This is a genomic window from Leucobacter sp. UT-8R-CII-1-4, assembly GCF_030010235.1.
Classification (GTDB): domain Bacteria; phylum Actinomycetota; class Actinomycetes; order Actinomycetales; family Microbacteriaceae; genus Leucobacter.
This window is the reverse complement of sequence record NZ_JASCRS010000004.1, coordinates 78,507-103,151: the sequence shown is the minus strand read 5'-3', so window position 1 is coordinate 103,151 and position 24,645 is coordinate 78,507. Positions and strand designations below refer to the sequence as shown.

22 protein-coding genes, 1 tRNA gene and 1 pseudogene are annotated in these 24,645 nt (G+C 57.8%); 11 read left to right on the top strand and 13 right to left on the bottom strand.

Annotation, left to right across the window (positions count from 1 at the left end; genetic code table 11):
- Positions 1 to 42: 42 nt before the first annotated feature.
- Together QBL02_RS10195 and QBL02_RS10190 are read right to left on the bottom strand one after the other, a co-directional pair.
- A complete protein-coding gene (locus tag QBL02_RS10195) occupies positions 43 to 1,152 on the bottom strand; it encodes a folate-binding protein (RefSeq protein WP_282726322.1) in 1,110 nt (369 codons plus the stop codon).
- 166 nt (positions 1,153 to 1,318) lie between these two features.
- Positions 1,319 to 1,603, bottom strand: coding sequence for a hypothetical protein (locus QBL02_RS10190; protein WP_282726321.1), 285 nt, complete (start codon positions 1,601 to 1,603; stop codon positions 1,319 to 1,321).
- 48 nt (positions 1,604 to 1,651) lie between these two features.
- Between QBL02_RS10190 and QBL02_RS10185 the strand changes: the two genes are divergently transcribed.
- The 4 genes from QBL02_RS10185 (at position 1,652) to QBL02_RS10170 (ending at position 6,517) form a co-directional block, all read left to right on the top strand.
- A complete protein-coding gene (locus tag QBL02_RS10185) occupies positions 1,652 to 2,371 on the top strand; it encodes a response regulator transcription factor (RefSeq protein WP_349238642.1) in 720 nt (239 codons plus the stop codon).
- On the top strand, positions 2,364 to 3,257 hold the full coding sequence (mshD, locus tag QBL02_RS10180; RefSeq protein WP_282726320.1) for a mycothiol synthase: 894 nt from the start codon (positions 2,364 to 2,366) through the stop codon (positions 3,255 to 3,257). The genes QBL02_RS10185 and mshD overlap by 8 nt, the downstream gene beginning before the upstream one ends.
- Positions 3,258 to 3,374: 117 nt before the next feature.
- Positions 3,375 to 5,570 (top strand): RNA degradosome polyphosphate kinase, encoded by a 2,196-nt coding sequence (locus QBL02_RS10175; RefSeq protein ID WP_282726319.1) that lies wholly within the window; start codon positions 3,375 to 3,377, stop codon positions 5,568 to 5,570.
- A complete protein-coding gene (locus tag QBL02_RS10170; RefSeq protein WP_282726318.1) occupies positions 5,567 to 6,517 on the top strand; it encodes an NUDIX domain-containing protein in 951 nt (316 codons plus the stop codon). Before QBL02_RS10175 ends, QBL02_RS10170 begins: the two co-directional genes overlap by 4 nt.
- A gap of 186 nt (positions 6,518 to 6,703) precedes the next feature.
- Here the strand turns inward: QBL02_RS10170 and pstB are convergent, their stop codons facing one another.
- The 4 genes from pstB to pstS form a co-directional block, all read right to left on the bottom strand.
- On the bottom strand, positions 6,704 to 7,483 hold the full coding sequence (gene pstB, locus QBL02_RS10165; RefSeq protein ID WP_282726316.1) for a phosphate ABC transporter ATP-binding protein PstB: 780 nt from the start codon (positions 7,481 to 7,483) through the stop codon (positions 6,704 to 6,706).
- Between the two features lie 73 nt (positions 7,484 to 7,556).
- Positions 7,557 to 8,636: a phosphate ABC transporter permease PstA gene (gene pstA, locus QBL02_RS10160; RefSeq protein WP_282726315.1), complete on the bottom strand. Its 1,080-nt coding sequence runs from the start codon at positions 8,634 to 8,636 to the stop codon at positions 7,557 to 7,559.
- 3 nt (positions 8,637 to 8,639) lie between these two features.
- Positions 8,640 to 9,578, bottom strand: a complete 939-nt coding sequence (gene pstC / locus QBL02_RS10155) for a phosphate ABC transporter permease subunit PstC (RefSeq protein WP_282726314.1) — start codon at positions 9,576 to 9,578, stop codon at positions 8,640 to 8,642.
- Between the two features lie 91 nt (positions 9,579 to 9,669).
- A complete protein-coding gene (gene pstS / locus QBL02_RS10150; RefSeq protein WP_282726313.1) occupies positions 9,670 to 10,761 on the bottom strand; it encodes a phosphate ABC transporter substrate-binding protein PstS in 1,092 nt (363 codons plus the stop codon).
- A gap of 246 nt (positions 10,762 to 11,007) precedes the next feature.
- Between pstS and QBL02_RS10145 the strand changes: the two genes are divergently transcribed.
- Genes QBL02_RS10145 through QBL02_RS10135 form a run of 3 tightly spaced genes read left to right on the top strand, consistent with a single transcriptional unit; the run spans position 11,008 to position 13,264 of the window.
- Positions 11,008 to 11,772, top strand: a complete 765-nt coding sequence (locus tag QBL02_RS10145; protein ID WP_282726312.1) for a hypothetical protein — start codon at positions 11,008 to 11,010, stop codon at positions 11,770 to 11,772.
- A 2-nt stretch (positions 11,773 to 11,774) separates the two neighbouring features.
- Positions 11,775 to 12,455, top strand: coding sequence for a GntR family transcriptional regulator (locus tag QBL02_RS10140; RefSeq protein WP_282726311.1), 681 nt, complete (start codon positions 11,775 to 11,777; stop codon positions 12,453 to 12,455).
- Positions 12,452 to 13,264 carry a nitrilase-related carbon-nitrogen hydrolase gene (locus QBL02_RS10135; protein WP_282726310.1) on the top strand — a complete coding sequence of 271 codons (813 nt, stop codon included), beginning with the start codon at positions 12,452 to 12,454 and terminating at the stop codon, positions 13,262 to 13,264. The genes QBL02_RS10140 and QBL02_RS10135 overlap by 4 nt, the downstream gene beginning before the upstream one ends.
- A 1,115-nt stretch (positions 13,265 to 14,379) precedes the next feature.
- Here QBL02_RS10135 and QBL02_RS10130 read toward each other — a convergent pair.
- Positions 14,380 to 15,219 carry a restriction endonuclease gene (locus QBL02_RS10130; protein WP_282726309.1) on the bottom strand — a complete coding sequence of 280 codons (840 nt, stop codon included), beginning with the start codon at positions 15,217 to 15,219 and terminating at the stop codon, positions 14,380 to 14,382.
- Positions 15,220 to 15,905: 686 nt separating this feature from the next.
- On the opposite strand from QBL02_RS10130, the pseudogene QBL02_RS10125 reads away from it, so the two are divergent.
- Positions 15,906 to 16,199, top strand: a pseudogene (locus QBL02_RS10125) (IS5/IS1182 family transposase); the annotation flags it as partial.
- A gap of 772 nt (positions 16,200 to 16,971) precedes the next feature.
- Complete coding sequence (locus QBL02_RS10120; protein WP_282726308.1) at positions 16,972 to 18,180, top strand: hypothetical protein; 1,209 nt, start codon at positions 16,972 to 16,974, stop codon at positions 18,178 to 18,180.
- A 221-nt stretch (positions 18,181 to 18,401) separates the two neighbouring features.
- Here QBL02_RS10120 and QBL02_RS10115 read toward each other — a convergent pair whose 3' ends face one another.
- The 4 genes from QBL02_RS10115 to QBL02_RS10100 all read right to left on the bottom strand — a co-directional run bounded on the left by QBL02_RS10115 (position 18,402) and on the right by QBL02_RS10100 (position 22,786).
- Complete coding sequence (locus QBL02_RS10115; protein ID WP_282726307.1) at positions 18,402 to 19,646, bottom strand: Nramp family divalent metal transporter; 1,245 nt, start codon at positions 19,644 to 19,646, stop codon at positions 18,402 to 18,404.
- Between the two features lie 103 nt (positions 19,647 to 19,749).
- On the bottom strand, positions 19,750 to 20,616 hold the full coding sequence (locus tag QBL02_RS10110; RefSeq protein ID WP_282726306.1) for a hypothetical protein: 867 nt from the start codon (positions 20,614 to 20,616) through the stop codon (positions 19,750 to 19,752).
- Entirely contained in the window at positions 20,613 to 21,266 is a 654-nt protein-coding gene (locus tag QBL02_RS10105) for a response regulator transcription factor (protein WP_282726305.1), read from the bottom strand. Before QBL02_RS10105 ends, QBL02_RS10110 begins: the two co-directional genes overlap by 4 nt.
- Positions 21,254 to 22,786: a histidine kinase gene (locus QBL02_RS10100; protein ID WP_282726304.1), complete on the bottom strand. Its 1,533-nt coding sequence runs from the start codon at positions 22,784 to 22,786 to the stop codon at positions 21,254 to 21,256. Before QBL02_RS10100 ends, QBL02_RS10105 begins: the two co-directional genes overlap by 13 nt.
- Before the next feature lie 198 nt (positions 22,787 to 22,984).
- Here QBL02_RS10100 and QBL02_RS10095 point away from each other — a divergent pair, with 198 nt between their 5' ends.
- Entirely contained in the window at positions 22,985 to 23,536 is a 552-nt protein-coding gene (locus QBL02_RS10095; RefSeq protein WP_282726303.1) for a hypothetical protein, read from the top strand.
- A gap of 117 nt (positions 23,537 to 23,653) precedes the next feature.
- Positions 23,654 to 23,727: transfer RNA gene (locus QBL02_RS10090), tRNA-Pro, on the top strand.
- Positions 23,728 to 23,795: 68 nt separating this feature from the next.
- Here the strand turns inward: QBL02_RS10090 and QBL02_RS10085 are convergent.
- Together QBL02_RS10085 and QBL02_RS10080 are read right to left on the bottom strand one after the other, a co-directional pair.
- Positions 23,796 to 24,077 carry a DUF4190 domain-containing protein gene (locus tag QBL02_RS10085; protein WP_282726302.1) on the bottom strand — a complete coding sequence of 94 codons (282 nt, stop codon included), beginning with the start codon at positions 24,075 to 24,077 and terminating at the stop codon, positions 23,796 to 23,798.
- Between the two features lie 70 nt (positions 24,078 to 24,147).
- Positions 24,148 to 24,642 carry a hypothetical protein gene (locus QBL02_RS10080; protein ID WP_282726301.1) on the bottom strand — a complete coding sequence of 165 codons (495 nt, stop codon included), beginning with the start codon at positions 24,640 to 24,642 and terminating at the stop codon, positions 24,148 to 24,150.
- Positions 24,643 to 24,645 lie beyond the last annotated feature (3 nt).

The window sequence follows — 24,645 nt, the reverse complement described above, 5'->3', positions numbered from 1 at the left end:
AAACTTGCTGCAGAGCGAGCTGAGTTTCCACGCGAGTCGAAACTACAGGCGCTTTAGACGAGGAATCTCGCGAGCGTGCCCGGCGTCGGCCGGCACAATAACCTCCTGCGCAGCGGCCATTCGCTCACCGGTCTCAGCATCGACCACCACTTCAAGCGCAGCATCCTCAGGCACAGAGCGCTTCAGCAGGGCCAAGGCAATGCCGCCCCACTCGTAGTGCAGCGCCGAACGTGTCATACGCCCGATCGGCCGAGCATCAGCGTCAGCTCCGGCAACAAACACCAAAGCCCCAGGCTCCGGCAGCTGCCCAGCTGAGCCATCGAGGTGCAGCAGCGCAAGCCTGCGCGGCGGGTGCCCAAGATTGTGCACCTTTGCGATGGTCTCCTGTCCACGGAAGCATCCCTTATTCAGGTGCACTGCGGTGCGCAGCCAATCGAACTCGTGTGGAATCGAGCGATCATCAACATCGCTGTGCTGGCTAGGGCGCCAAGCACGAACCTCAAGCGCATCAAGAGCCATAGTTCCGGCAACGGAACACTGCCCAGACTCGATGAGCGAGACGACAGCCGAGAGTTCTTCACGCGGAAAAACAAAATGCACGGCGTTCCATTCGGCACCAGCGTGCTCGCCACGAGAATATTGCACACCGCCTGGCAACACTCTCGCCCACGGATCAACCCACTCAACGACGGCGGTGCCGATCCCACGCAAAGCAGCAGTTGCAGACCCGCCCTCAAACGCGAGCACAGTCGCAAAACGATCACTCACATTCTCGACCTCAACACGAAGCGCAAAACGCATACGCATCAAGTATTCGGTCAGCGCGTCAGCATGGCCTTCGTCAACAAGCAGCCAAGCACGCTCACCATCGTCAACAAGGCGAATCACATGCTCAATACGACCCTGCATATCGAGCAGCATCGTTTCAACCGATTCACCGCTCGGCAAGGCGGTGAGCCCCTGACTCGTCATCGAGTGCAGCCAGCTCAAACGGTCAACACCAGCAACGGTGATCACACCGTGATGCGCAAGACTCACCACGGCATTGCCCTCAGCGAGAGCGCGCTGTTCTACCAGCGGCGCACCGTAATGCGAGGCTGCGAAGTCAGCTACGACCGCACCGGGCAGCGCGAGAAACGGATTGTCACTCACGCGATTGCTCCCTTAGCGCTGGCCTTTGAAAAGTTTGTAGAGCACCGTGCCCGAAACCCAAGCGATGGCAACTCCGGCGAGGCCAAGGAGTCCGAGAAAAAAGAGTTCAAGTGCGAGAAGCATGCTTCAAGTCTATCGCGTTGCCGAGCTTCGTGCAGTCGCGGTACTAGATCAGAAATTCGCCGACGATATCGATCGCCGCGATAATAACAACGCTACCGGCCACGCTGAAGGCGGTGCGGGTGATGAAACCCTCGCGCTGCGCGGTGCTCAGTTGCAGCGCAAAGGTCACCAGCGCGCTCAACCCAACAGTGAGCACAAGCCACTGAAAACGCGCCTCGCCGCTCACAAAAATCGTGACCAACAAACCGAACACAGCGGCAACCGCCCACGCGGTAAACATGCGCCCAAAATGCCATGGGTGCTTCTGCGACATCGAAACTTGGCTCACGTTCACATCATTGCATACTGCAAGGCACTCTAGGATGGAAATGAGTCAGTGCTTGAGTCACGACAGAGGGGAGTGCACGTCATGCAACTACTCTGCCTCACAGACATTGACCCAGCCGATGCGCTTCCGGGCCTTGATTTACTGCCCCACGAGGTGAATCGCTCGCCACTGAAAGTGCGCCTAAACGCGAGCACAGCAGCTCGCTTTGACGCTCTAATCATTGACGGAACCCTTGACATTCGCGGTGCGCGTACAGCTTGCCTCGAGTTACTCGGCGAATCCGAAGTGCCACGTTTACTGCTCTGCGCCGAAAGCATGCTCAGTATCGTCACACCCGAGTGGGGTGTGCACGACGTGATGCTACCGACTGCAAGCCCCAACGAGATCGACCTACGATTGCGGCTCGCAGTTGCTGGTTCACCCGGCCCTGCGAGCGAAGCAGGCGACAGTCCCGCCGCGGTGAGCGCCGCCGGCGTCGTGATCGATGAGGGCAACTTCACCGCGAAAGTGCACGACCGCTTGCTCGACCTGACTTACAAAGAGTTTGAGCTTCTGCACTTTTTGATCGGTCACTCTGGGCGAGTCTTTACTCGTGACCAGCTTTTGGCAGAGGTCTGGGGCACCGACTATTACGGTGGCACCAGAACTGTCGACGTGCATATTCGACGCCTGCGCGCAAAGCTTGGCGACCAGGAGAGCCTGATTAGCACGGTGCGAGGCGTTGGTTATGGCTTTGCCCGAGCACACGAAGAGGGAAACGATGACTGATCTAGATAGTGCCGCTTCACATACAGTTGGGCCACTCTCCGAGCATGCTCGCCTCATTCTTGCTGAAGCGACCGAAGCAGACGGCACTCCCCCGATGTCCGATCAGGCAGTGCTCGCGGTAGCCCAGGGCCGACGCTCCCTGATTGAGACCGATGATGCACTCGGCGTAATTGGTGAGGGCGAACTTGACCTGGCTGTGCGTCCAACGGCGCGCGGGCGCGGGCTTGGCCGAGCGATGCTCGTGCAACTGCTTGATGCTGATACCTCCTCGGGCGAATTGCGCGCGTGGGCGCATGGCGAAAACCCCGCCGCGAACAAGCTACTCAGCGAAGCCAAGTTTGAGCCGGTGCGCGAACTACTTCGGCTCACTCTCGATCCTGAGGCGTTGCCAAACGCAATTTCTTCAGCAAGGGCGATGCCACCGGGCTTCGAGGTGCGAGGCTACGACCCAAATGATCCGCAGCAAGCTGTCGATTGGGTGCGCGTCAACGCCGCCGCATTTGCATCGCACCCTGAGCAGGGTTCGGTGACAGTGGCAGATTTTCTGACGCTTACGCAAGAGCCGTGGTTTAGCGACGAGGATCTTCGACTCGCATACACAAATGACCCCGGGCAAGATTCGCAGCTTGCGGGTTTCACCTGGGTAAAAACAGTGCGCGGATCGCAAGAAGTCGAAACCGAGCTCTACGTTTTGGGCGTCGACCCAGCGTTTGCGGGTATTGGGCTCGGAGCTGCGTTGCTCGGCGAGACGCTTCGCCAGATGGCGAGTCACTCCCCCAACCGCATCACGCTGTACGTGGACGGTGACAACACAAATGCGGTTGAGCTCTATTTGCGTGCCGGCTTTGCCGTCGAGCAGCGCAGCGTTCAGTACCTTCGCGGGTGATTCAGCGCCGTTCTCTCTCCTCGCCCACAGGCCTGGCGATCCAACGTTTATTAACGGCTTATGAACGAGCATGAAATCTGCCGACTATTTGTCACTGGCTGCTGACACAATAGAGAAATGAGCGAAAGCAACCTGAACACTGATTCCCCAGCTGACGTGTTCGATACCTCTGTGATTCCTACCGAATTCACCGCAGAGGTGACGCGCCTGCCAGCACACGACGACGATCTGCCCGCCGATCGTTACATCGACCGCGAGCTGAGTTGGCTCGCGTTCAACCAGCGTGTGCTTGAGCTTGCCGAAGACCCAGCCGTGCCGTTGCTTGAGCGAGCCAACTTCCTGGCAATTTTCGCTTCGAACCTCGACGAGTTCTTTATGGTGCGAGTCGCCGGACTGAAACGCCGCATCGTCACCGGCCTCGCCGTACCAACCAACATTGGCCGCGCACCAACCGATGTGCTTGCCGACATCAACCGCACCGCATACGAGCTGCAGCTGCGTCACGCGCGCTGCTGGAGCGACCATGTGCGCCCGGAGCTTGCCGAGGCCGGTGTGCGTTTTGTTGCGTGGGACAGTCTCGATAGCGCTGACCGCCAGGTGCTCACCGAATACTACGAGCAGCACATCTACCCAGTGCTTATGCCGCTCGCGGTCGATCCAGCGCACCCCTTCCCCTATATCTCAGGTCGCGCGCTAAACATTTCGATTCGTGTGCGAAACCCGCGCAGCGACAAAGTCGAGTTTGCGCGCCTCAAAGTGCCGCAAATGATTCCGCGTTACGTACGGGTAGATCAGCGCGAATCAGACGACAATGTGCGATTTATTGCGCTCGAAGAACTCATCGCGAACCAGCTCGACGGCCTGTTCCCCGGAATGGAGGTCGTTGACCACCACGTGTTCCGGGTCACTCGAAATGAAGACGTTGAGATTGAAGAAGACGAGACAGAGAACCTGATTCAAGCGCTCGAGAAAGAGCTGCTGCGTCGCCGCTTCGGCCCACCCATTCGTCTCGAAATCTCCAACGACATGGATCAAGCGACCCTTGATCTGCTCGTCAGCGAGTTCGATATCGATCCGCAACAGGTGTACACCCTGCCCGCGCCACTCGACCTCGGTGGTCTCTTCGCGCTCGGTCGACTTGAGCGGCCAGAACTGAAGTTCACGCCGCACATTCCGGTGACACACCCCGATTTCAGGCCAACCTCACCGAGCGACCGACCCGACGTGTTTCGCGCCATTGGTCGCCGCGAGGTGCTGGTGCACCACCCTTACGAGTCGTTCGCGACAAGTGTGCAAGCGTTTGTTGAGCAGGCGGCGCTCGACCCTGACGTGCTCGCAATCAAGCAGACGCTCTACCGCACCTCAGGCGATAGCCCAATTGTCGCTGCGCTGATCAAAGCCGCTGAAGCTGGCAAGCAGGTGCTTGCGCTGGTTGAGATCAAGGCCCGATTCGACGAAGAGGCAAACATCACCTGGGCACGCAAGCTCGAACAGGCCGGTGTGCACGTGGTCTACGGTCTCGTCGGTCTGAAAACACACTGCAAGCTCGTACACGTGATTCGTGAAGAACAGGGCAAGCTCACACACTACTGCCACATCGGCACGGGCAACTACAACCCGAAGACCAGCCGCATCTACGAAGACTTTGGCTTGTTCACCTCCTCGCCAGAGGTTGGCCGTGACGTCACGAAACTCTTTAACGTGCTCTCGGGTTACGCCATTGAGACGAACTACGATCGCCTGCTGGTGGCGCCAGAAGGCCTGCGCAAAGGTTTGCTCTCGCGCATTGAGCGCGAGGCCGAAAACGCTCTGGCCGGAAAACCGAGCGGCATCAAGCTCAAGGCCAACAGCATGGTCGATGAGGAGATCATCGACGCGCTCTACCGCGCAAGCCGTGCCGGTGTTCCGATCGAAGTCTGGATTCGAGGAATCTGCTCGATCAAGGCGCAGGTACCCGGCCTATCCGAGAATATCCAGGTGCGCTCAGTGCTTGGCCGCTACCTCGAACACTCGCGAATCTACGCCTTTGCAAACGCAGGCGAGCGCGAGGTCTACATTGGCAGCGCCGATCTCATGCACCGCAATCTTGATCGCCGAATCGAAGTTCTCGCGCGAATCATTGATCGGGAACATCTCGCCCGCATTGATCGTTTCTTCGCATATGGTTTCAGCGACGACGTCAGTTCATGGCGTATGCTGCCTGACGGTAGCTGGCACCGACGCACAGTCACCGAAGAGGGCGAGCCATTGCGCGATCTGCAAGACCTAGTGATGGCCGACCGAACTGAGGCCCGATCACGTGGAGCACGATGAAGAAACCCGTACTTGCTGCAGGAACCGTATGCTTTCGTCGCGTAAGTGACGAGACCGGCGAGCGCATCATGGTGTTGCTTGTGCACCGCACAAAACAGCGTGATGTTTCTTTTCCAAAAGGAAAGCTCGACCCGGGCGAAAGCATGCCGCAGGCAGCCGTACGGGAGACCCTCGAAGAGACGGGCCTTGCGGTGACGCTCGGCACCAATCTGGGAATGATCACCTACACGCTCCCAGACGACCGCGAAAAAACCGTGCAGTACTGGGTGGCCGAAGTCTCCGAAGCCGCAGTACACTCATCTACTTTTCGGCCCAACGGCGAAATCTCGGCACTCGAGTGGGTGCCGCTTGAAGAGGTCAACGACCGGCTCAGCTATAAAGCAGACCGGAAGCTCTTTAAAGTGTTCACCCGGCTTGCTGAGCGCGATGCGATTGACACCTTCTCGATCATCTTGCTGCGGCACGCAAAGGCCGAACCACGCAGCGAAACCTGGCCAGTTGACCACTTGCGCCCGCTCGCAGAGGCTGGCGAGAATCAAGCCGAAACTCTTGTGCCGATACTCGAATCATTCGGGCCGAAACGAATCTACTCTTCAACGGCAGAGCGCTGCATGCGTACCGTCACACCGCTCAGTGAGCACACGGAGAAAAAGATCCGTGAGCGAGAGGGTCTCAGCCAAGACACGTGGGACGCCGGCGACACCGTTGAACTGCGTCGCATCGTCGGCAAGGTAGTTCGTCGCCGCAAAAACGCCGTACTGTGCACCCACCGCCCAGTACTGCCGGACGCTGCCCGCGAACTGGCACTTGCGACCGGCAGCCTGCCGGGCGACTACCTGCGCGAAGCGGCCGAACTGCCACCCGGCGGGTTTTCAGTGTTTCACTTCTCGAAGAAGCACCCCGGCGCAGGCATACTGAGCGTCGAAACCTACCCCATCAAGCACTGAGGGCACTCGTCGACACGATATCTTGCGTGCAGCGCTGCCCCTCGCGCACCCGTGAGACGTGCTGATCCAGCGCGAGGCCCAATATAAGCCGAGGCGCACCGGTCGTGCGAACACACACAAAAGCGGGAGCCTGCGTGATGCAGACTCCCGCTCAGTGCGGCGCGATGAAGCGCCAAACATCGCCACTTACCCGAAACGACCCGAAACGTAGTCTTCGGTTGCCTTCACCGAAGGCGTCGAGAAGATCGTCTTGGTGTCGTCGTACTCGATCAGCTTTCCTGGCTTCCCAGTGCCCGCAATGTTGAAGAACGCAGTGCGGTCAGAGACACGAGATGCCTGCTGCATGTTGTGAGTCACGATCACGATCGTGTACTCGCTCTTCAGCTCGTCAATCAGATCCTCAATCGCGAGGGTCGAAATTGGGTCAAGCGCAGAGCAGGGCTCATCCATCAGCAGGACGTCAGGTGAAACGGCAATCGCGCGCGCAATGCACAGACGCTGCTGCTGACCACCCGAAAGACCAGAGCCCGGCTTGTCGAGACGATCCTTGACCTCGTTCCAGAGGTTCGCACCCTGCAACGACTTCTCAACAAGATCGTCAGCATCGGTCTTAGAGATCTTGCGATTGTTCAGCTTCACGCCAGCCAAAACGTTCTCGCGGATCGACATAGTTGGGAACGGGTTCGGTCGCTGGAACACCATGCCGACCTGTCGGCGCACAAGCACCGGGTCAACACCTGGACCGTAAAGGTCCTCGCCGTCAAGCAGTACTTCGCCCTCAACGCGTGCGCCAGGAATCACCTCGTGCATGCGGTTCAGCGTGCGCAGGAACGTCGACTTGCCACAACCCGATGGGCCGATGAAGGCCGTGACGCTGCGTGGCTCAATGTTGATATCAACACCTTCCACGGCGAGGAAGTTGCCGTAGTAGACGTTCAGGTCGTTCACTTCGATGCGCTTCGACAATGTTGTGCTTTCGTTCGTAAGTCTGTTGGGTCTGTAGTCGTTGAGTCCGACGAGGGTCGCGCTGGGCGCCTCGCTATCGGCCCGTCTTAGGTGAGAACTTCACGGCGACAAAGCGCGCGATCAAGTTCATCGCCATCACGATGAGGATCAGCACAAGCGCTGCGGCCCATGCTCGATCGAGGAAGGCGAATGCCGGATTGCCCTGGTTCGCGAACTGCGTGAACACGTAGACGGGCAGCGACTGCATTCGGTCGTTGAACAGGTTGTAGTTCATCGATGCGGTGAAGCCTGCAGTGATAAGCAGGGGCGCGGTTTCGCCGATCACACGAGAAATCGAGAGCATAATGCCCGTGGTGATACCCGCAATCGAAGTGGGCAGCACGACCTTCATGATCGTGAGCCACTTGGCGACACCGAGCGCGTAAGAAGCTTCGCGCAACTCGTTCGGCACCAGACGCAGCATTTCTTCGCTGGATCGCACCACCACTGGAATCATGAGCACTGAAAGGGCCACGGCACCGATGATGCCCATTCGCACACCCGGACCAAGAATCAGCGCGAAGGCGGCGTAGGCGAAGAGGCCGGCCACAATCGAGGGGATACCGGTCATCACATCGACCAAGAAGGTAATGATCTTGGCCAGGCGACCGCGGCCGTATTCGACGAGGTAGATCGAAGTGAGCAGCCCAAGCGGCACCGAGATGATGGTGGCAGCCAGAGTAATCAGCAGAGTGCCGATCATGGCGTGCAGCGCGCCGCCGCCCTCACCCGTGACGTTACGCATTGATGAGTTGAAGAACTCCGGATCAATACGCGCCATACCGTTGGTGACCACGGTGATTGCCACCGAAACCAGCGGCACCATCGCGAGCAAGAACGCGCCGGTGACCAAGTTCGTAACGAAGCGATCCACCGCCCGACGTCGACCCTCGATTGACGCCGAGAGCACCGTCGTTACCACTAGGTGCAGCAGCAGACCAACAACGAGAGCACCAGCGAGGCTGAAGTCACTCGAGTTTGCAGCTGAGAGCAGGGCGAAGAGCGCGACCGATACCGCGACGCTTGCGGCGAGGATCAGCCACGGGGCGAAGCGGGGCAAGCGGTTTCCAGCAAGCGAAGAACCAGCCGCAACGGGGCGAAGTGTGATTGCCATGGGTTAGTTCGCTCCTGAGAATTCAGCGCGACGGCTCACGATCCAGCGAGCGAGCGCGTTGACGAGGAAGGTGACGATGAAGAGAATCAGACCGGTCGCGATCAGCACGTTCACGTTTGTGCCGTAAGCCTCAGGGAAAGAGAGCGCAATATTCGCGGCGATCGTTGAAGGGTTCTCACTCGTGAAGAGTTTGAAGGTGACTAGGCCGGTCGCGGAGAGCACCATAGCGACGGCCATGGTCTCACCGAGCGCGCGGCCGAGGCCGAGCATGGCGGCCGAGACGATACCCGGGCGACCGAAAGGAAGCACTGCCATTCGGATCATCTCCCAGCGAGTAGCGCCGAGAGCGAGGGCAGCTTCTTCGTGAAGCACGGGGGCCTGAAGGAAGATTTCGCGGCAGATCGCGGTCATAATCGGCAACACCATAACGCCGAGCACAAGCGCCGCGGTGAAGATGGTGCGGCCGGTGCCCGAAGCGACTCCGCCAAAGAGTGGGAACCAGCCGAGGTTGTCGGTGAACCAGACATAGACCGGCTGTACCGCGGGAGCCAGCACACCGATTCCCCAAAGACCAAAGACGACGCTTGGTACAGCCGCGAGCAGATCGACGATGTAGCCAAGTACCGCTGAGACCTTGCGCGGTGCATAGTGCGAGATGAACAGCGCAATACCGATTGCCAGTGGCAGGGAAATCACCAGTGCCAGGATCGCAGCCCAGACGGTACCAAAAATGAGGGGCCAAACATATGACCAAAAGTTATCCGGGAGCAGCGACGCGGTCTCGTTAGTTGCCACGAATGCGGGCATGCTCTGCACGATTAGGAAGATTGCAACCGCCGCCAGAGTGACGAGGATCATGCTTCCGGCGAAGACGGCTGACCGTGAGAAGATGCGGTCGCCGAGGCTGAGCACAGGCCTTGCGGGAGACGCGGAGGAGGTCACAGGGTGCTTCCTTCAGAAAATGAGAGGGGTTACAACAGGAAGGAGAAGGCTTCGGGCCCGCCACCTTGGCGGCGAACCCGAAGCCCGGAAATTACTTGATCGAAGCGATTGCTGGTTCGATCTTGCTGCGCAGGTCAGCCGAGATTGGCGCGCTGCCCGCTGCCTCAGCGGCAACCTTCTGGCCCTCTTCGCTCACGATGTAGCTGAAGTATGACTTTACGAGCTCAGCGTTCGCTGCGTCGGTGTACTGCTCGCAACCGATTAGGTAGCTGACCAGAACGATTGGGTAAACGCCGGCTTCGGTGCTGGTGCGGTCGAGCTTGATCGCGATGTCGTGCTCGGTGCGGTCGCTCTCGAGCTCCGATGCGTCAACGATTGCAGCTGCAGCCTCTGGCGAGTAAGGGACGAACTTGTCGCCAACCTTGATCGCAACAGTGCCGAGGTCACCAGCGCGTGATGCGTCAGCGTAACCGATCATGCCAACACCGTTGGTTACGGCCTCAACCACGCCCGAGGTGCCCTGTGCGGCTTCGCCACCGAGCTCGGTTGGCCACTCTTCAACCGAACCAGCGGTCCAGCTCGATGGCGCTGCAGCGCCGAGGTAGTCGGTGAAGTTGCCGGTGGTGCCCGACTTGTCCGAACGGTGCACTGGCGAGATGGCCTGGTCTGGCAGGGTCGCGTTAGGGTTCAGCGCGGTGATCGCTGGATCGTTCCACTTGGTGATCTGGCCTGTGAAGATCTTTGCAACGGTGTCAGCGTCGAGGTCGAGCGAGTCAACACCGTCGAGGTTGAAGATGATCGCAATCGGCGAGATGTAGGCCGGGATCTCAACAACGTCAGGGGTCGCGCAGCCGGTGAATGGGCCAGCAGCGATTTCGTCAACCTTGAACGCTCGGTCGCTGCCTGCAAATGCGCTTGCACCCTGCTGGAAGGTGTCGCGGCCAGCGCCTGAGCCAGCTGGATCGTAGTTCACGGTGACGTCTGGGTTTGCAGTCTGGAAGCCTGCGATCCATGCCTCCTGTGCCGAACCCTGCGACGATGCGCCGCCACCAACGAGCGTGCCGGTGAGTGACGAGGTGCTGGTGTTCTCGGTCGGTGCGCCTTCGTTGGCAGCGCACGAGGTAAGCGCGAGAATTGCGATGCCACCGATTGCGGCGGCCTTGATCGTGGCTGAAGTTTTCACGTTAGATCGTGTCCGTTTCGTAGGAGATTCTTTGTGGGAGATTGCCCACATAGCCGAAGGTACGTTCATCACGTAAAGAGACTTCTGCCTGCGGGTGAACGGGAGGTGAACGAGTGTGAACACTAGTGTTCGCAAAAGTGAGGCACTTTGGCATAAAACCGCCAAGTTTCGCAAAACCCCTTGCCGTTTACCTCTGCGAAGCTTTGGAGCGGAGCAGCTTTCACACCCTGGCACTAGGCTTGAAGCATGAGTGAAGTCAGTATTGACGATGGGGTCGTACTTTGGTCGGTTGATGGCCGCGGAGTAGGCGAGGCAGACGCGCTCACCGCGTTGCAGACCCGCCCACTATTGGTGTTGATGCACGGTTTCGGATCGTTTGAGGGTGACCTCATTGAACTCGCCGGGCACCTGCCTAAGGGATTTGTCTGTGCTTCGCCGCGCGCACCGCTCGTAGCTCCCGCACCGATTGTGAACGGCTTTGCCTGGTGGCAGCTGCCGCTAAGCGCGCAGGGCCTGCCTCTTCCCCAGGCTGATCCGGAATCATTTGAGGGCAGCGGACCGCACACCGCAGCCCTAGCAACTCTTGCCTGGCTCGACACCCTTGATGCGCGTGTTCGCGCGCACAGCGTGGGGAGCCCAGCCGGCGAGGTTGGCCTTGGCACCATCGCGCTCATGGGCTTTTCGCAGGGCGGCTGCATGGTCACTTCGCTGCTGCGGATTCGGCCCGACCGTTTCGTATGCGGCGTGAATTGCTCAGGGTTTGTCGGCGCTGGCGCTTTCGACGGCGACGAGAAGCTGCGTGAGATTCGCCCACCAATGTTTTGGGGTCGTGACGTGCTCGACCCTATCATCGACGATCACCGAATTGCGCTCACCACTGAGTGGGCGCCGACGCACACCGAGCTTGAAGCGCGCCTCTACGACGGAATTCTGCACGGCATCGGTGCAGCCGAGCTCGCCGACATCACCGCTTTTCTCGAGCGGCATGTGCCAGAAGTGCGGAGCGCGTGACGATGACCGATCCTCGCCCCCAGCCCAAAAACAAAACCCAATTTGTCTATGACTATGTAATGAGTGCGATTGTTGACGGCACATTTGCTGGCGGCTCTTCGCTGAGCATCGCGGCAATTGCTGAAGAGACCGGGGTCAGCCTGATTCCGACCAGGGAGGCGCTTCGCCGTCTTGAAAGCGAAGGCTTGGTCGAGTTTCTCTATCACCGCGGTGTGCGGGTGGCGGAACTCACCACCGCAAAGTACCGCGAGATCATGCAGACTGAAGCGGTGCTTGAGGGGCTCGCGGTGGCACTTGCCGCTCCCCTGTTGAGCGAGGAAGAACTGCAGGCTGCGCACGAGGCGAATGTGCGAATGAATGATGCCCTTGCAGCGGGCGACTTTCAGGCCTACAACAAGAACAGTCTTGAGTTTCATGGGATTCTGCGGGCACCATGCCCAAATACTCATCTGCGTGAAATGCTCGATCGCGGACAACAGCGAGTTGCCGCCGTACGCGCATCCGTTGTGGGATACCGCGGCAGTATCGCTGAACGGCTCAGCGGAGAGCATGAACATTTGCTGCAGCGGATCGCGGCGAAAGCTCCCGCGAGCGAAATTGAGCAGTTGATTCGCGCACACCGCGAGGGCACGATTGCCGCAGATAGTGAAAGCTACAAACGAACAACGGAGGTCTCGTCGTGACACGCGTCGCCCTGGTACAGCTGGCCAGCCCCTACGAGGAGTCGCAGCTTGAGCGGATAGAGCGTGTTGAGCAGATGCTGCTCGCGCGCGCTGACGAGGGTATTGAGCTTTTTGTTCTTCCAGAGCTGTGGAGCGCGGGCTACCTAGCGTTTAAACACTACGAAGAGCTTTCGGAACCGATCGATGGCCCAACAGTGAGCATGTGCCGCAGACTTGCGATCGCGCTGGGCGCTTGGATTCATGTCGGCAGCTTCATTGAGCGAGACGCCGAAGGTAAGCTGCACAACACCACAGTGCTGCTGAGCCCGAACGGCGAGATTGCCCAGGTCTATCGCAAGATTCACGTGTTCGGATACGAATCGCTTGAGTCACAATTGCTGACACCGGGCACAACCCTGAGCGTGGTTGAAACTCCGCTTGGCGCAACCGCTTCGACCACCTGTTACGACCTGCGTTTTCCGAGGCTATGGCTTGAGGTCAGCGAGCGTGGGGCACAAGCAGCCATCGTGCCTGCAGCGTGGCCCGCGGCGCGGCGCGGTCACTTCCGCTTGTTTACCGAGGCACGCGCGGTAGAGCACCAGTTGTGGGTGCTCGCGGTCAATGCTTGCGGCACACAGGGGCGGGTTGAGCTCGGCGGTTCGAGCCGCATCGTGGATCCTTGGGGTCGCGTTGTGCACGAGTGCTCTGAAACCGAGGAAGAGATCGCGGTGGTCGATATCGATCCGGCTCTTGTGGCAGAGGTCAGAGCTGAGTTTCCGGTCATCGAGGATCGCCTTGCTGCCGAAGACTACCCGACGCTCGGCGCGTAGTCGCGTAGTTCGTTGCTGGTTGATGATTGACCTGAACATTGTGAGGAATCCGCGCGGGTCCGAGATGTAATCCTTTCCTCGACCTCTACCGAGATTGAAATGTAAACCCAGCTTGAAGCCAGACAAATTCTTGCCATGCATCGTGGCTGTGCGGTGGCGGAGAAATACTTCAACAATGCTGTACCCACGTTCAGATGTCCACAGCTTTGCTCCCGTGCGAAAGTTGAACAATAGGCGTGAAAGTTCTAGTGACGGCGTGATTGCATGCCGCTTCGATCATCTGATGAGGCGACCACTAGAGATTGAGCCGGTTACAACTTAGAGAAAAGCACGAGGGTGACACAGTTCTGGACCATGTCTGGTTGTACTCGGAGCAGGGAACGTGGTAGCAACAACAGAATACGGATCCTAGGAAGGTACCCGTCAGAAGCAACTGCCTGAAGCGCCTGGCGACATCTAGCAAAAGATCGGGTCCCCATGGAGCCACCAGCGCACTCTCTACCGACGATATTCCAGGCCTGAGTATTGACAAGCCAGCTTGGTGCCCAGCGTGCGTGGCAACAGAACACCTGGATTTCGTAATCAAAGCATGCGCACAACAGGGACCATGCACCCAACGTCCTACATGACAGTCATACGCACTGCATTCGTGACTACAGTGAATGTAGTCTGGCTCCTGGAACCTATTTCGAAACAAGTTCAACGGGACCGGACTCTTCGACTACGAACTGATGAACTGTGAATTCAGGTAGCTTCATTCGCTCCGCCAGGCAAGCCTGCCCAGACTCGCATAAACATGATCGACCAGTTTCGCAAAAAACAGCGCTCGCCTCGGGAAGTAGCTACAACCATAGGCGTAGAAGAAAAAGTTGCGTCCATAAAGTCCAGCCAAACCCAGGCAGTCGACTGAGTGTCGACTCACGTGCACTGTGAAGGAAATGAGCTTCTATTTGGAGCGAATCAAGCATCTGACGTTCGGGTAGTGCTGCAGCTCAGGTTCAGGTTCAGGTTCAATTCGGACTAACAGGGCACGTCAATAGACATTTGACTCACCAATCTTGGCGTTATCCGCGCTCACCGAGTTGCGTGGCCGTGCACATGTTTGGGAGTAAGCGTCAGATGAAAAGGAACTCCTCTTCAAGTTCTTGTGGAGAGTAAGGCTCGACTTCAAACTGCGGCTGCTCGGCAGGCCCCAGGCTCTTGAAAACCGCAAAGGTAAGATCACTCGCTTTCGCGACTCCAATAAAGACTCGCAACGAAGGCTGTTCCAGCCCTCGGATGCACCAGGAGTCTGCGCCGGCATAAACAGATGCCCAAAACTCTTTAGCATCTCGTCGCGACATAAATAAGGGAATCGTTTGCCTCTTGGTTTTCGCTTCCCAGCCAGCGAGGGCAGGAGGAATGCTTGCCCAGGATCCAGTCAAGCGATCATTTCTCTTTTCCATGATGACCCAGAAAGGCTGAGCGATTGCAGACTCTTCGGGAAGCAAAGGCGCGAGAAACCGATCAGCCACAATCCGGCCAAAGTTGAAGAATTCATCGGGCCCGATGTGTTTGACACCATGGTCGTCCAGGTACTTTTGGGCACCAGATTGAAAACCACTGGCCGAAACGAAGACACCGATAGTGCTCGGCATGTCTTTGATCTTTCCGCAGAAGGCGAGCACGTCATCACGGTTGACCGGCCTTTTGTGATCCTTGCATTCAATGGCAACCCTGTGCTTAATTCCGGCAACTTCATACTCGAAGAAGACATCAATGTCATAGATATTGCCGAAAATGTCAGGAATTTTGGCCTGTTTAGTGACAACGATGTTCCTTGCATGTCTAGCCAGGAGCGAGTCGTACTTGTAGGCCACGTAGGATTCGAGAAAATCACCTGGTGCTGCGGGCTTGCCTTTTTCCCGCTTGTGCCACTCGTTGAAGCTCTGTCTCAGGCTCTCCATGCTCCACATGCATCAAGCATACGAAGAGAATCACGCAAGCAAGAGAGCGAGCCAACAAGTCCTCCCGGAGCAGCTCTCGGGAAACACTGCACAGTGCTTGATTCTCTACTCGACGCTGCTCACTCGGCTGTCCGAAGCATCCGAGTGCAGCCGGGCCATCATCTCCGCGTCGGAGTGGAAGATCTGCCCCGTTTCCGCAGTGGCTTCCTCAATCTCGGTCAGGATCTGGTCATTGACCCAGGAGTCTTCCCTACGCAAGATCAAACACCATTCTCCGGCGCGCCGTTCCAGCGGAGCCGGGCCCGCTCAGCGTTGATGCTACTCTCCCGGATGATGACGGAGATACGATAGTGCAGCGTGGGATAGAGCAGAAGAAAGATGGAAATGACCTGGCGTTAACCCATTCCCGGTGCCGCTGGGCCAGGTCTTCTGCCAGGCACTTACCCTCGCCCGCCTGGGCATGGGTCTTGCCGCACCACACCACTCTACGATGGGCTGGAATGTTTCTTTGTCGCTCAGTGCCAGATAGCTGCGATCCTCGGCGGAGGCCTGCTCCAGCAGGAGACGGAACTCCGCCCATATGAAGCTCAGGTAGAGCTGGGCATCCTGCCGACCGATGAGTTCCTGACCTGCTCCCCCGGCGACCACGCCGATGAAGTCACGAGTCGGCTAAGCACGGGCCGACCGCCCGTGAGCTGAGAAGGACGCTAGAGCGCCTGGATCGTTTCGGTTTTAACCTTCCGGAACTGATCACCGTACACCTGAACGCGGGCTACGACTCCCAGGGCACTCGCGATCTGCTGGGCGAACTCGGCTGTGACTACATCATCAATAAGAAGAGGGAGTCTCTGCAGTCCGGTCACCGCTGGACGGTTGAGCGCGCCCACGTCTGGAATAACAACTTCGGGAAGCTGCGCCGCAAGATCGACCCGGCTGTTTGGCTGACTCACCGCTGGGAAGTGTGCCCTAGCACCGTCCATAAATCCTAGCTAGATAAAAGTCCCGACTTCCAGGGCCAGAATTTCAGTGCGTGGAAGTGGGGTGTTTTTTCTTGCAGCCAAGTTGGGTACGAAGGAACTATTTGCGCGACCTCAAATGCGAATGCATCAGAACGAAGTGATTGTGGATGAGTCGGGCAGCCGAACCATACACCTGAGAGGAAACCTCAGCAAAGATATAGGACCATCAACGGCTGGCGCGTTTCTGGCGCTCAAAGAGCACTGTCAGACTCTGCGACCAAGGTGAGTGCGACATGCATAGATTTCAAGCCAGCTTCGCCAACCAATCACAAGATTAGTTCTGTCAAGAGAACCGCCAAAATATCGTCATCAGTATCTTGGCCGCAAGATCCGCGGCCCGCCATGAACGGAATACGTACCCATTCGGATTTTGCATTACCAAGCAGCCTGCGCTCGAGGCAATAAATGGAATAGCACTCGGCCCCTAAACCAGATTCCTCTTCTGGTACCTGTGCAGAGCTCGTGAGCACAGTGGCATGGCCGAACTCGTTCAAATACGAAGAAGCTAGTCCGCATACTTCTACAGCTTTGCGGGCTTCCACGGCGTTGCCGAATGAGCCACGCGCGAGTCAACCAAACCACCTAGCAGTAATTTACACATCAGCTTGGCAGCAGTGTTTTGGCGCCGAAACGCATGTATGACCTTTTCCACAGTTCAGGTAACGAAAATAAGTAGTAGTCATTTCCGCCAGCCCAGGGTACATTAAACGCCATTGTATTAAATATTGATAACGCTGAGGATATGTCTACCATGGTGATGAAATTGACCGCACTCGTCGGCAAATCAAGGAGTCCTGGACACGGCGAGTGCTTCATCTGGTCCCGATCCGGAAGCGACTGCGTCATCGCTATCGATGCTGGTGGAACTAAAAGCGTCGGCAAGCAAGCGGCAAAACACTCGCCTCAGATTCTAATTCTCAGCCATGATGACACCGATCACATCGGCGGTGCCGTTTCCTTGATAAATGCAGCCAAAAAATCGCTCACCGAACTCTGGGTTCCGACCGAGTGGGCGATACTTATGAGGCAATTATCCGAGTCAGACCCCGAAGATCCTCTCCCTACAAAGGACATCACAATTGATATGGAGAGTTTGCTCGACGAGATCACTGAGAAGCTCCTTGCTTCCGATCAGGGAGAAGGCCTCACACTGAGTATCTTGAAGCGGGCTGAAGCAACTCTCGCTGGCTGGACAAGTTCGGCTGGTTCACATGAGGATAGCTCTATTCGGTTTTCCTTCGCCAACGACCATGAAGACCGCAACGGACCATATGGCGCTGTAAACATTGATGAGATTCTTCAACGGGTAAAGAAGCGCGCAGATGCCTTAATCGCAATTCTCAAGTCTGCATTGAGAAGAAAGATAATTATTCGTTTCTTTTCAATTGACCTCGCGCTATACCAGAACCAGAAAGATTGGGAACGCGAAGGAAGACCGGGCGTTGCGACCCTTGCGAACGCGTCAGAAGCGCCAGCTGCGGCAAATGTATACCTTCCACCTGGACTTCCCCAGGCATTTGCGATCACACGACTTAGCGTTCAAAACCGCCGTGCACTTTGCACGTTGCTTTGGGACGAAAAAGCGAGCTTGGAACAGCCAGTGATTATCTGGAGCGACTCAGACGGGCAATGGCTCGATGTTCAGAGCCCAAAAGGCCTCGCGAAAGTAGTAGAAAGTCTTGTGGCCAGCTCGGCGCCACATCATGCTTCTCAAAACCCCGCACACGACAGAATTTGGGATGAACTCACTCTTGCGCCCAGTTCACTCCTCCTTGTGTCCGCTGGAGGACAACATAATCAGAAAAATCGCAAAGAGTATCTCAACGCCGGCCTTCATCGAGGCTGCACGAAGTGTCGCACCGCGAATCCTCGAGCAGTCCAACAAGTTATGGTGGAAGTCCCTTCACATGGTCCAGCCCGGCTATCGCATACATGCCATACCTCACACTAGGAGGCGCAGGTCGGACCAAAGTCGAGTACTTCTGCGCCGTTTAACGAGCAATCGTTCTTGTGTATTCCGAAGCCTTCAATATTGATCTGTCGGCTGGAACTCCTTTTGTAATTTGCAGTTGCCGCAACCACAAACTTATTTGAGAAGTTTAAACACGAGACTGATTTTGAAGACCTGACGCTACAATCGCCTTGAGCGACACCGGGTAACATGCGCCGGGACTAGTCCTGTCCTGTGACGGTCAGGTAAATCAGCAAAGCGTTCAGCAGCACGATTGCCGCGACGGTCACCCACGCTGCGATACGCATGGCGATGCCGTTTGCGTACTGGCCCATCACCGTGCGTTTTCCAGTCAGCCAGACCAGCGGAATAAGCGCAAACGGAATTCCGAACGAGAGCACGACTTGGCTCAAGACCAGTGCCCACGTTGGATCGATTCCGACGCCGAGCACGATGAGCGCCGGGATCAAGGTGACCGCTCGGCGCACGATGAGTGGAAATTTCTTTTTAAGCAGGCCGCCCATAATGTCGGCTCCGGCGTAGGCGCCGACCGAGGTAGAAGCAAGGCCCGAGGCCAGCAAGCCGATACCGAAGATCACACCGATGGCGGGGCCGAGGTGGCTGCTGATCACAGCCGCGGCGCCCTCGATTGTGTCGGTGCCATCCACCCCTCGAAGCGCTGAGGCCGCAAGCAGCAGCATCGCGATGTTTACACCACCGGCGACAACGAGCGAAAGCAGTACGTCCCAACGAGTGGCTTTCAGCAATCGACGCAGGCGGTCAGGAGTGTGCTGAGCACCGTGCCGATCGCGCACTAGAGAAGAGTGCAGGTAGATCGCGTGCGGCATAACGGTCGCGCCGAGCATGCCCGCAGCGAGCAGTACCGTTTCAGCGCCGTCAAACTTCGGCGCGAGCCCGCCCGCGACTCCGCCCCAATCGACCGGCGTCACGAATAGGCCTGCAACAAAACCGACTGTGATTACGGCGAGTAGCCCGATAATGACGCGCTCGAAAAGCAGCTGGCCGCGGCGCTGCATGGCGAGCAGCAGCATCGAGACTACGCCAACGATGGTGCCGCCAAGCACAAGGGGCAGGTCGAAGAGGATCGCAAGCGCTATTGCCCCGCCGATGACCTCGGCGATATCGGTCGCAACCGCTACGAGCTCGGCCTGCAACCAATACAGCAGTCGAGAAGTTCTTGGCATTCTGTCGCCAAGCATTTCGGCGAGACTTTTACCCGTAACGAGGCCAAGTTTGGCAGAAAGATACTGCACAATAACCGCCATAGCGTTTGCGAGCACAAGTACCCACACCAGCAGATAGCCATACTTTGCGCCCGCAGAGAGATTGGCGGCGACGTTGCCGGGATCAACGTATGCGATTGCCGCGACAAAGGCTGGCCCGAGCAGTCGAAAGAGCCCGCGCTCTGGCATCGCACGTGGGGTGCGCTCTTTGCTAAGGGGCATCACAACTTTCTGGCCGTGGCACCTAACGGTGACACGGCCAGAATAGCAGTATTACGTCTTCCCGATAAACCCAACTACGTTTAGACGTAATCTTGCTTCAGGGTTACAGAGCAGTCCTCGGTTTCAACCCAAGATGACCCGCCGAAACATCAACCTTCACCTCATGGCCCGTCACACCCTGCTCAGTTCGCAATGCATTATCAAAGCTGCCAGCAGAAACATCAGAACGGATCGAGTACAACTCGTCTGGCAACGTCAACACTGCCCGACCAGCATTCACTTCAGCCTCAAGCAAGGCTGGTGCTGATCCAGCGAATTCGCCCTTCACCTTGCCAGCAGAAACCGTAACCTGAGCCTCACGCACATTGTTTGCCACAAAATCCGCGCTGCCCGCAGCGAGCTCAAGGTCAAACGCGTCAGCATCACCCGTGAATTCGAAGTCACCAGCCTCAACAAGCGCCTCGAACTCACCGTAACTGCCATCAATCAACAGCTTCCCTGCCCCCAACTCAACGTCAGCGTTAAGCACAGAACTACCATCGCAAGCCTCAGCCGGCAGACCAAGGGTGATGTCTTGAACACGCTGGCTTCCGCCAAACGAAGCACCAATCCAGGGCTCATTAGGCTCAACCCTGAGGTGGCCACCCCGCTCAAACATGCGCCACTGGCGGTCGCCCGAATCGGTCGTCAAGTCGAAAGTGCCTGGGCGATCCACCGCACCCTCACAGGTGATCACAAACCTCGCAGCAACCGCCTCAACGCTCAAGCTAGTGACCCCCTCAGCCGAACTGGTGAGATGCTGGGCCTCGCCGCCACCACTTCTTGTCGACGCATAGATACCGGCAACTGCGGCCGTTCCCATCGCACCGAGCAAAAGCGCCCCACCGATCACAGCAACGGTGATCGCAACCCAGTTCGATCGTGGCGCAGCGCTCGTATCGCTCATAACTTCGTTTGTGTTGTTGTTCATGATCCCGTGATTTCAATGTGTGCGAGCGCGGCCAGCACTCGTCGGTTGCCATGCTCGTCGGCCTCAAGCCCGAGCTTCTGAAAAATTGCGGTGATGTGCTTTTCGATACTTGCCTCGGAAAGAAACAGCACCGCAGCAATCGCCTGATTGGACTTGCCCTCAGCGAGAAGCGAAAGCACCTGACGCTCACGATCGGTAAGCTGCGCCATGCGAGAGTTTTTCGTTTGACGACTCAGCAACTGCGCGACAACTTCGGGGTCGAGCACCGTCGCTCCCTGCGCAATTCGGTCAACCGACTCAAGAAAATCGGTGATGTCAGCAACACGATCCTTCAACAGGTAACCGAGCGCCCCACCCTGCGCAGCAATCAACTCACTCGCGTAACGCTCCTCGACATACTGCGAGAGCACCAAGATCGGCAGATCCGGCGTCGTCGCCCGAATTCGAAGCGCTGCCCGAATTCCCTCATCGGTGAACGTCGGAGGCAGGCGCACATCAAGAATGCACAAATCAGGATTCGTTTCGATCACAGACTCATCGAGCCGGTCAGTGTCGGCGAGCGCCGCGACCACCTCGTGACCAGCGTCGGCAAGCAGTCGCACGATTCCCTCGCGCAACAGCACCGAGTCTTCGCAGATTAAGACGCGCATGGAACACTCACCTCCAAAGTTGTTGGCCCACCATTCGGGCTCACAATGCTGAAATTACCGCCAGCCGCGAGCACCCGATTCGAGATACCGTCAAGGCCACCACCGGGTTGCAAGGTTGCGCCCCCGATGCCGTTGTCCTCGACACGAGCCCAGATCAACGCACCCGGCGTGCCCGCATCTCGCAGCCGCACCACAACCCTGCACTCGGCAGCACGAGAATGTTTTGCCGCATTCGTGAGCGCCTCAGCGATAGAGAAATACACGGCAGCCTCAGCGTCGCGAAAGACGCTGCTCTGCTGACGCAAATCGGCCGAACCATCCATTCGAACATCAAGCAGAACCGGCACATGGCTGCGACCCGCAAGCGCCGAAAGCGCTGCATCGAGACCACGATCATCAAGCACCGAAGCGTGAATACCGCGAGCCAGCTGCCGCAACTCAGTGATTGCTGCCTTGGTGGAGGTGTGCGCCTCGCTGACCAGCGCCTTCGCGGCCGCCGGATCCTCGTCAATTTTCTGCTGAGCAAGACCAAGCGTCATACCGATAGAAACCAAACGCGGCTGAACCCCATCATGAAGATCACGCTCGATACGAGTACGCTCAAGATCTGCCGCACGCACCGCACCCTCACGCTGAGCACTGGTGACGCGCACAGTTGCCGCGAGCTCACTACGCGAAGGCGAACCAAGTAGCCCTCGAACAATCAGCGCGTGCAGTGCGCCGAGGCCGATCATGGCAGCAAGCGACAACACCACCACGCTAAGCGACCACAACGGTGACGAGAAACTGTCGGCCACTTCGTTCGTCTGGAAACCACTAATTTCGGGACCAAAGAGACGCCACACGCCCAGCTGATTGCCCAGTGCACTGCCGCCAAACATAATCACAAAGCTCCACACCGCTGATGCTGCGAGGCGAATCACCAACAGACCAAACACAGTGCCAATCGCAAGACTCAACAGGCTGGCCCACATACGACCGTCAACGCTTTGCTTCAGCATGGCCTGAAGCCAACCCCCGAAACCAGGGTGCTCACGGGGGCGCAGGCGCAGCGCGCCAGTATCGAGACTATAGAGGCCCCTGACACGCTCAACCTCAAGCCAAGCAACCCCGAACAGCGTATAGACCAGGCCGACCAACAAAATGAGGCCGATACCGAAAGCGAAGCTGAGGCCGATGCCAAGCGAAAACACAGTCGCGGCAACAACAAAGACAACCGTGCCAAGCATGCCGAGCGCTGCGAGGTGCAACACAGTGAGCATCACCCTGCCAAAGCCGATCTTAGAACGCTGTCTACCAGAGCTCTGCTGGGGAGCGACGCTCGGAGCAGTCGGGGTGCTTGGCGCGCCAAATGCGCCCGAAGCAGCTACCGGAATTTGCGCGTCTGCTGGTGCGAGCGGTGCCGCCGGCGCAGCCTGGATCAACGGCGCACCCTGCGTGGTCGGGGCTGCCGTCGCTGCCGGAGCTGCTGTCGGTGCTGCTTGAGGCTCGGCCCCCTGGGAAGCAGTTGTATCTGTCATAGTTCCACCGTAGGGTGCGTGCGAATCGATACCTACCGAGACAACCAGAAAAGAGAATTCGGGTTTTCCAGAATGCTTGCTGCGCGCTCGCGCATCTGCCGCGCGCCTTGCCTCTCCCCCGACCGCTTCGCGGCTCGCGTCCAAACGTTCGCGCATTCCCTGGGCGTTCTCGGGAAGCCCGGTTAGACTCGCATCACTGTGACCGTCTCATCACCAGCGAACGCCCCCAAAACTTCCGGAACCACCGGGAGCGGAACGGTGCGCCGTGTTGGCGCCGCAATTGCCGCTGTTGGATTTTTTGGCGCGATTGCCGCAGCACCACTCTCGGCCTCAGAAGCCCTCGCAATTACTCCCGCTGGATCAACCCAGCCCGCGGCAAACCAACTGTTTCAGTCAAAAGCCGGTGCCGATCCAGCGATTGATTTAAGCGTGGCATCGCTCGAAGAAGCAAAAGTAGCGGGCGCCCCCGTAAACGCCCTCTTCTCGCTAGAAGAATTCATGTTCAAAGGCGCCATTAATTGGGGCGGCTACAAGTTCACGTACTACAGCCAGCAAGTACTACCTGGCGAAGGACTCGAAGTGCCAGGACGTCACGTCAACCCAGCCGGCTACGTTTCAGACGCCGACGGCTTTATTGTGATGGCCGGTTCTGCGCCGAAAGGAACCGTGTACGACACCCCCTTCGGCTACCAAGGAAAAATCTACGATCGCGGCACCGTCGGCAACCATCTCGACGTCTACATTCGTTAGCGACCCAGCAACGTTTTCGCGCCCACAACAAGCAAACTTTTTCTGCCAGCGAAAAACTCGACACTCTCGAAATCATCGGAGTAGAGTGGGCGATGCGTTCGGCCAGACCAAACGCATCGGGATGTGGCGCAGCTTGGTAGCGCACGTCGTTCGGGACGACGGGGTCGCAGGTTCGAATCCTGTCATCCCGACAAGAAACCCCTGAAGGTCCGCGAAATCATGCGGATCTTCAGGGGTTTGTCGTGTGCCTAGTTGGCGGTTACATGGCGTTCATTGCGCCGAAGACTGCGCCGATTCCTGCGCTGAGGATTCCAAGCCCAAGGCCAACGCCGGCGAGGGCGCGGCCGCGTTTTTTGCCGCCTGCGGTGGCTGATAGTGCGACTGCTGAAAGCACGATTGCCGTCAGTGATGCGAAGGGCACAATGAACCCCGCAATGCTGAGCACGAACCCAGCGATTGCCAGGCCACTCCACGGCGCTTCTGGGTTGTCTTTGGGTGCCCAAATTGGTGGCGGGTACTCCTCGTGGGGCTTCTCACTCATGCCCCAACGATATCCAACAAACAAGAACACCTGGCGGAAACATAGCGAAGGATCTACCCGCCTGCCAACACTACATATTCTGTTTCGACCGACTCCGGTTGAGCGCCGCATAGCCAAGTAGGATCGCCGTGCCTGCAGCAAAGGTGGTCACGATCAACGTATTCGTGTGTGTGCTGCGAGCCTGTTCGCAAGCAAAACCTTTTCGCAGCGACTCTAGATCATTTTTCATAACGCTCAGACTGAACGAGACCATCTTGGGATCCGATGAGATTTCTTGGCCCGGTTGGCTGATAGGTGCATTCCAACGAGACGGGCCAGCATTTGCACATTGCATCGTCACGAGCTTGTCCGAGTCATCGAAAGATGGCACTTGAATAACGGGGGTGCGGAACCACGCAAGCATGACCACAACGAGAGCCACCACAGTTAGCAGAACAAAAGCCCAGAAGCCTTTCCTACCCGACGCAGGCTGACCCGGCTGACCCGGCTGACCCGGCTGACCCGGCTGACCCGGCTGACCCGGCTGACCCGGCTGACCCGGCTGACCCGGCTGCTGATTATCCATGGT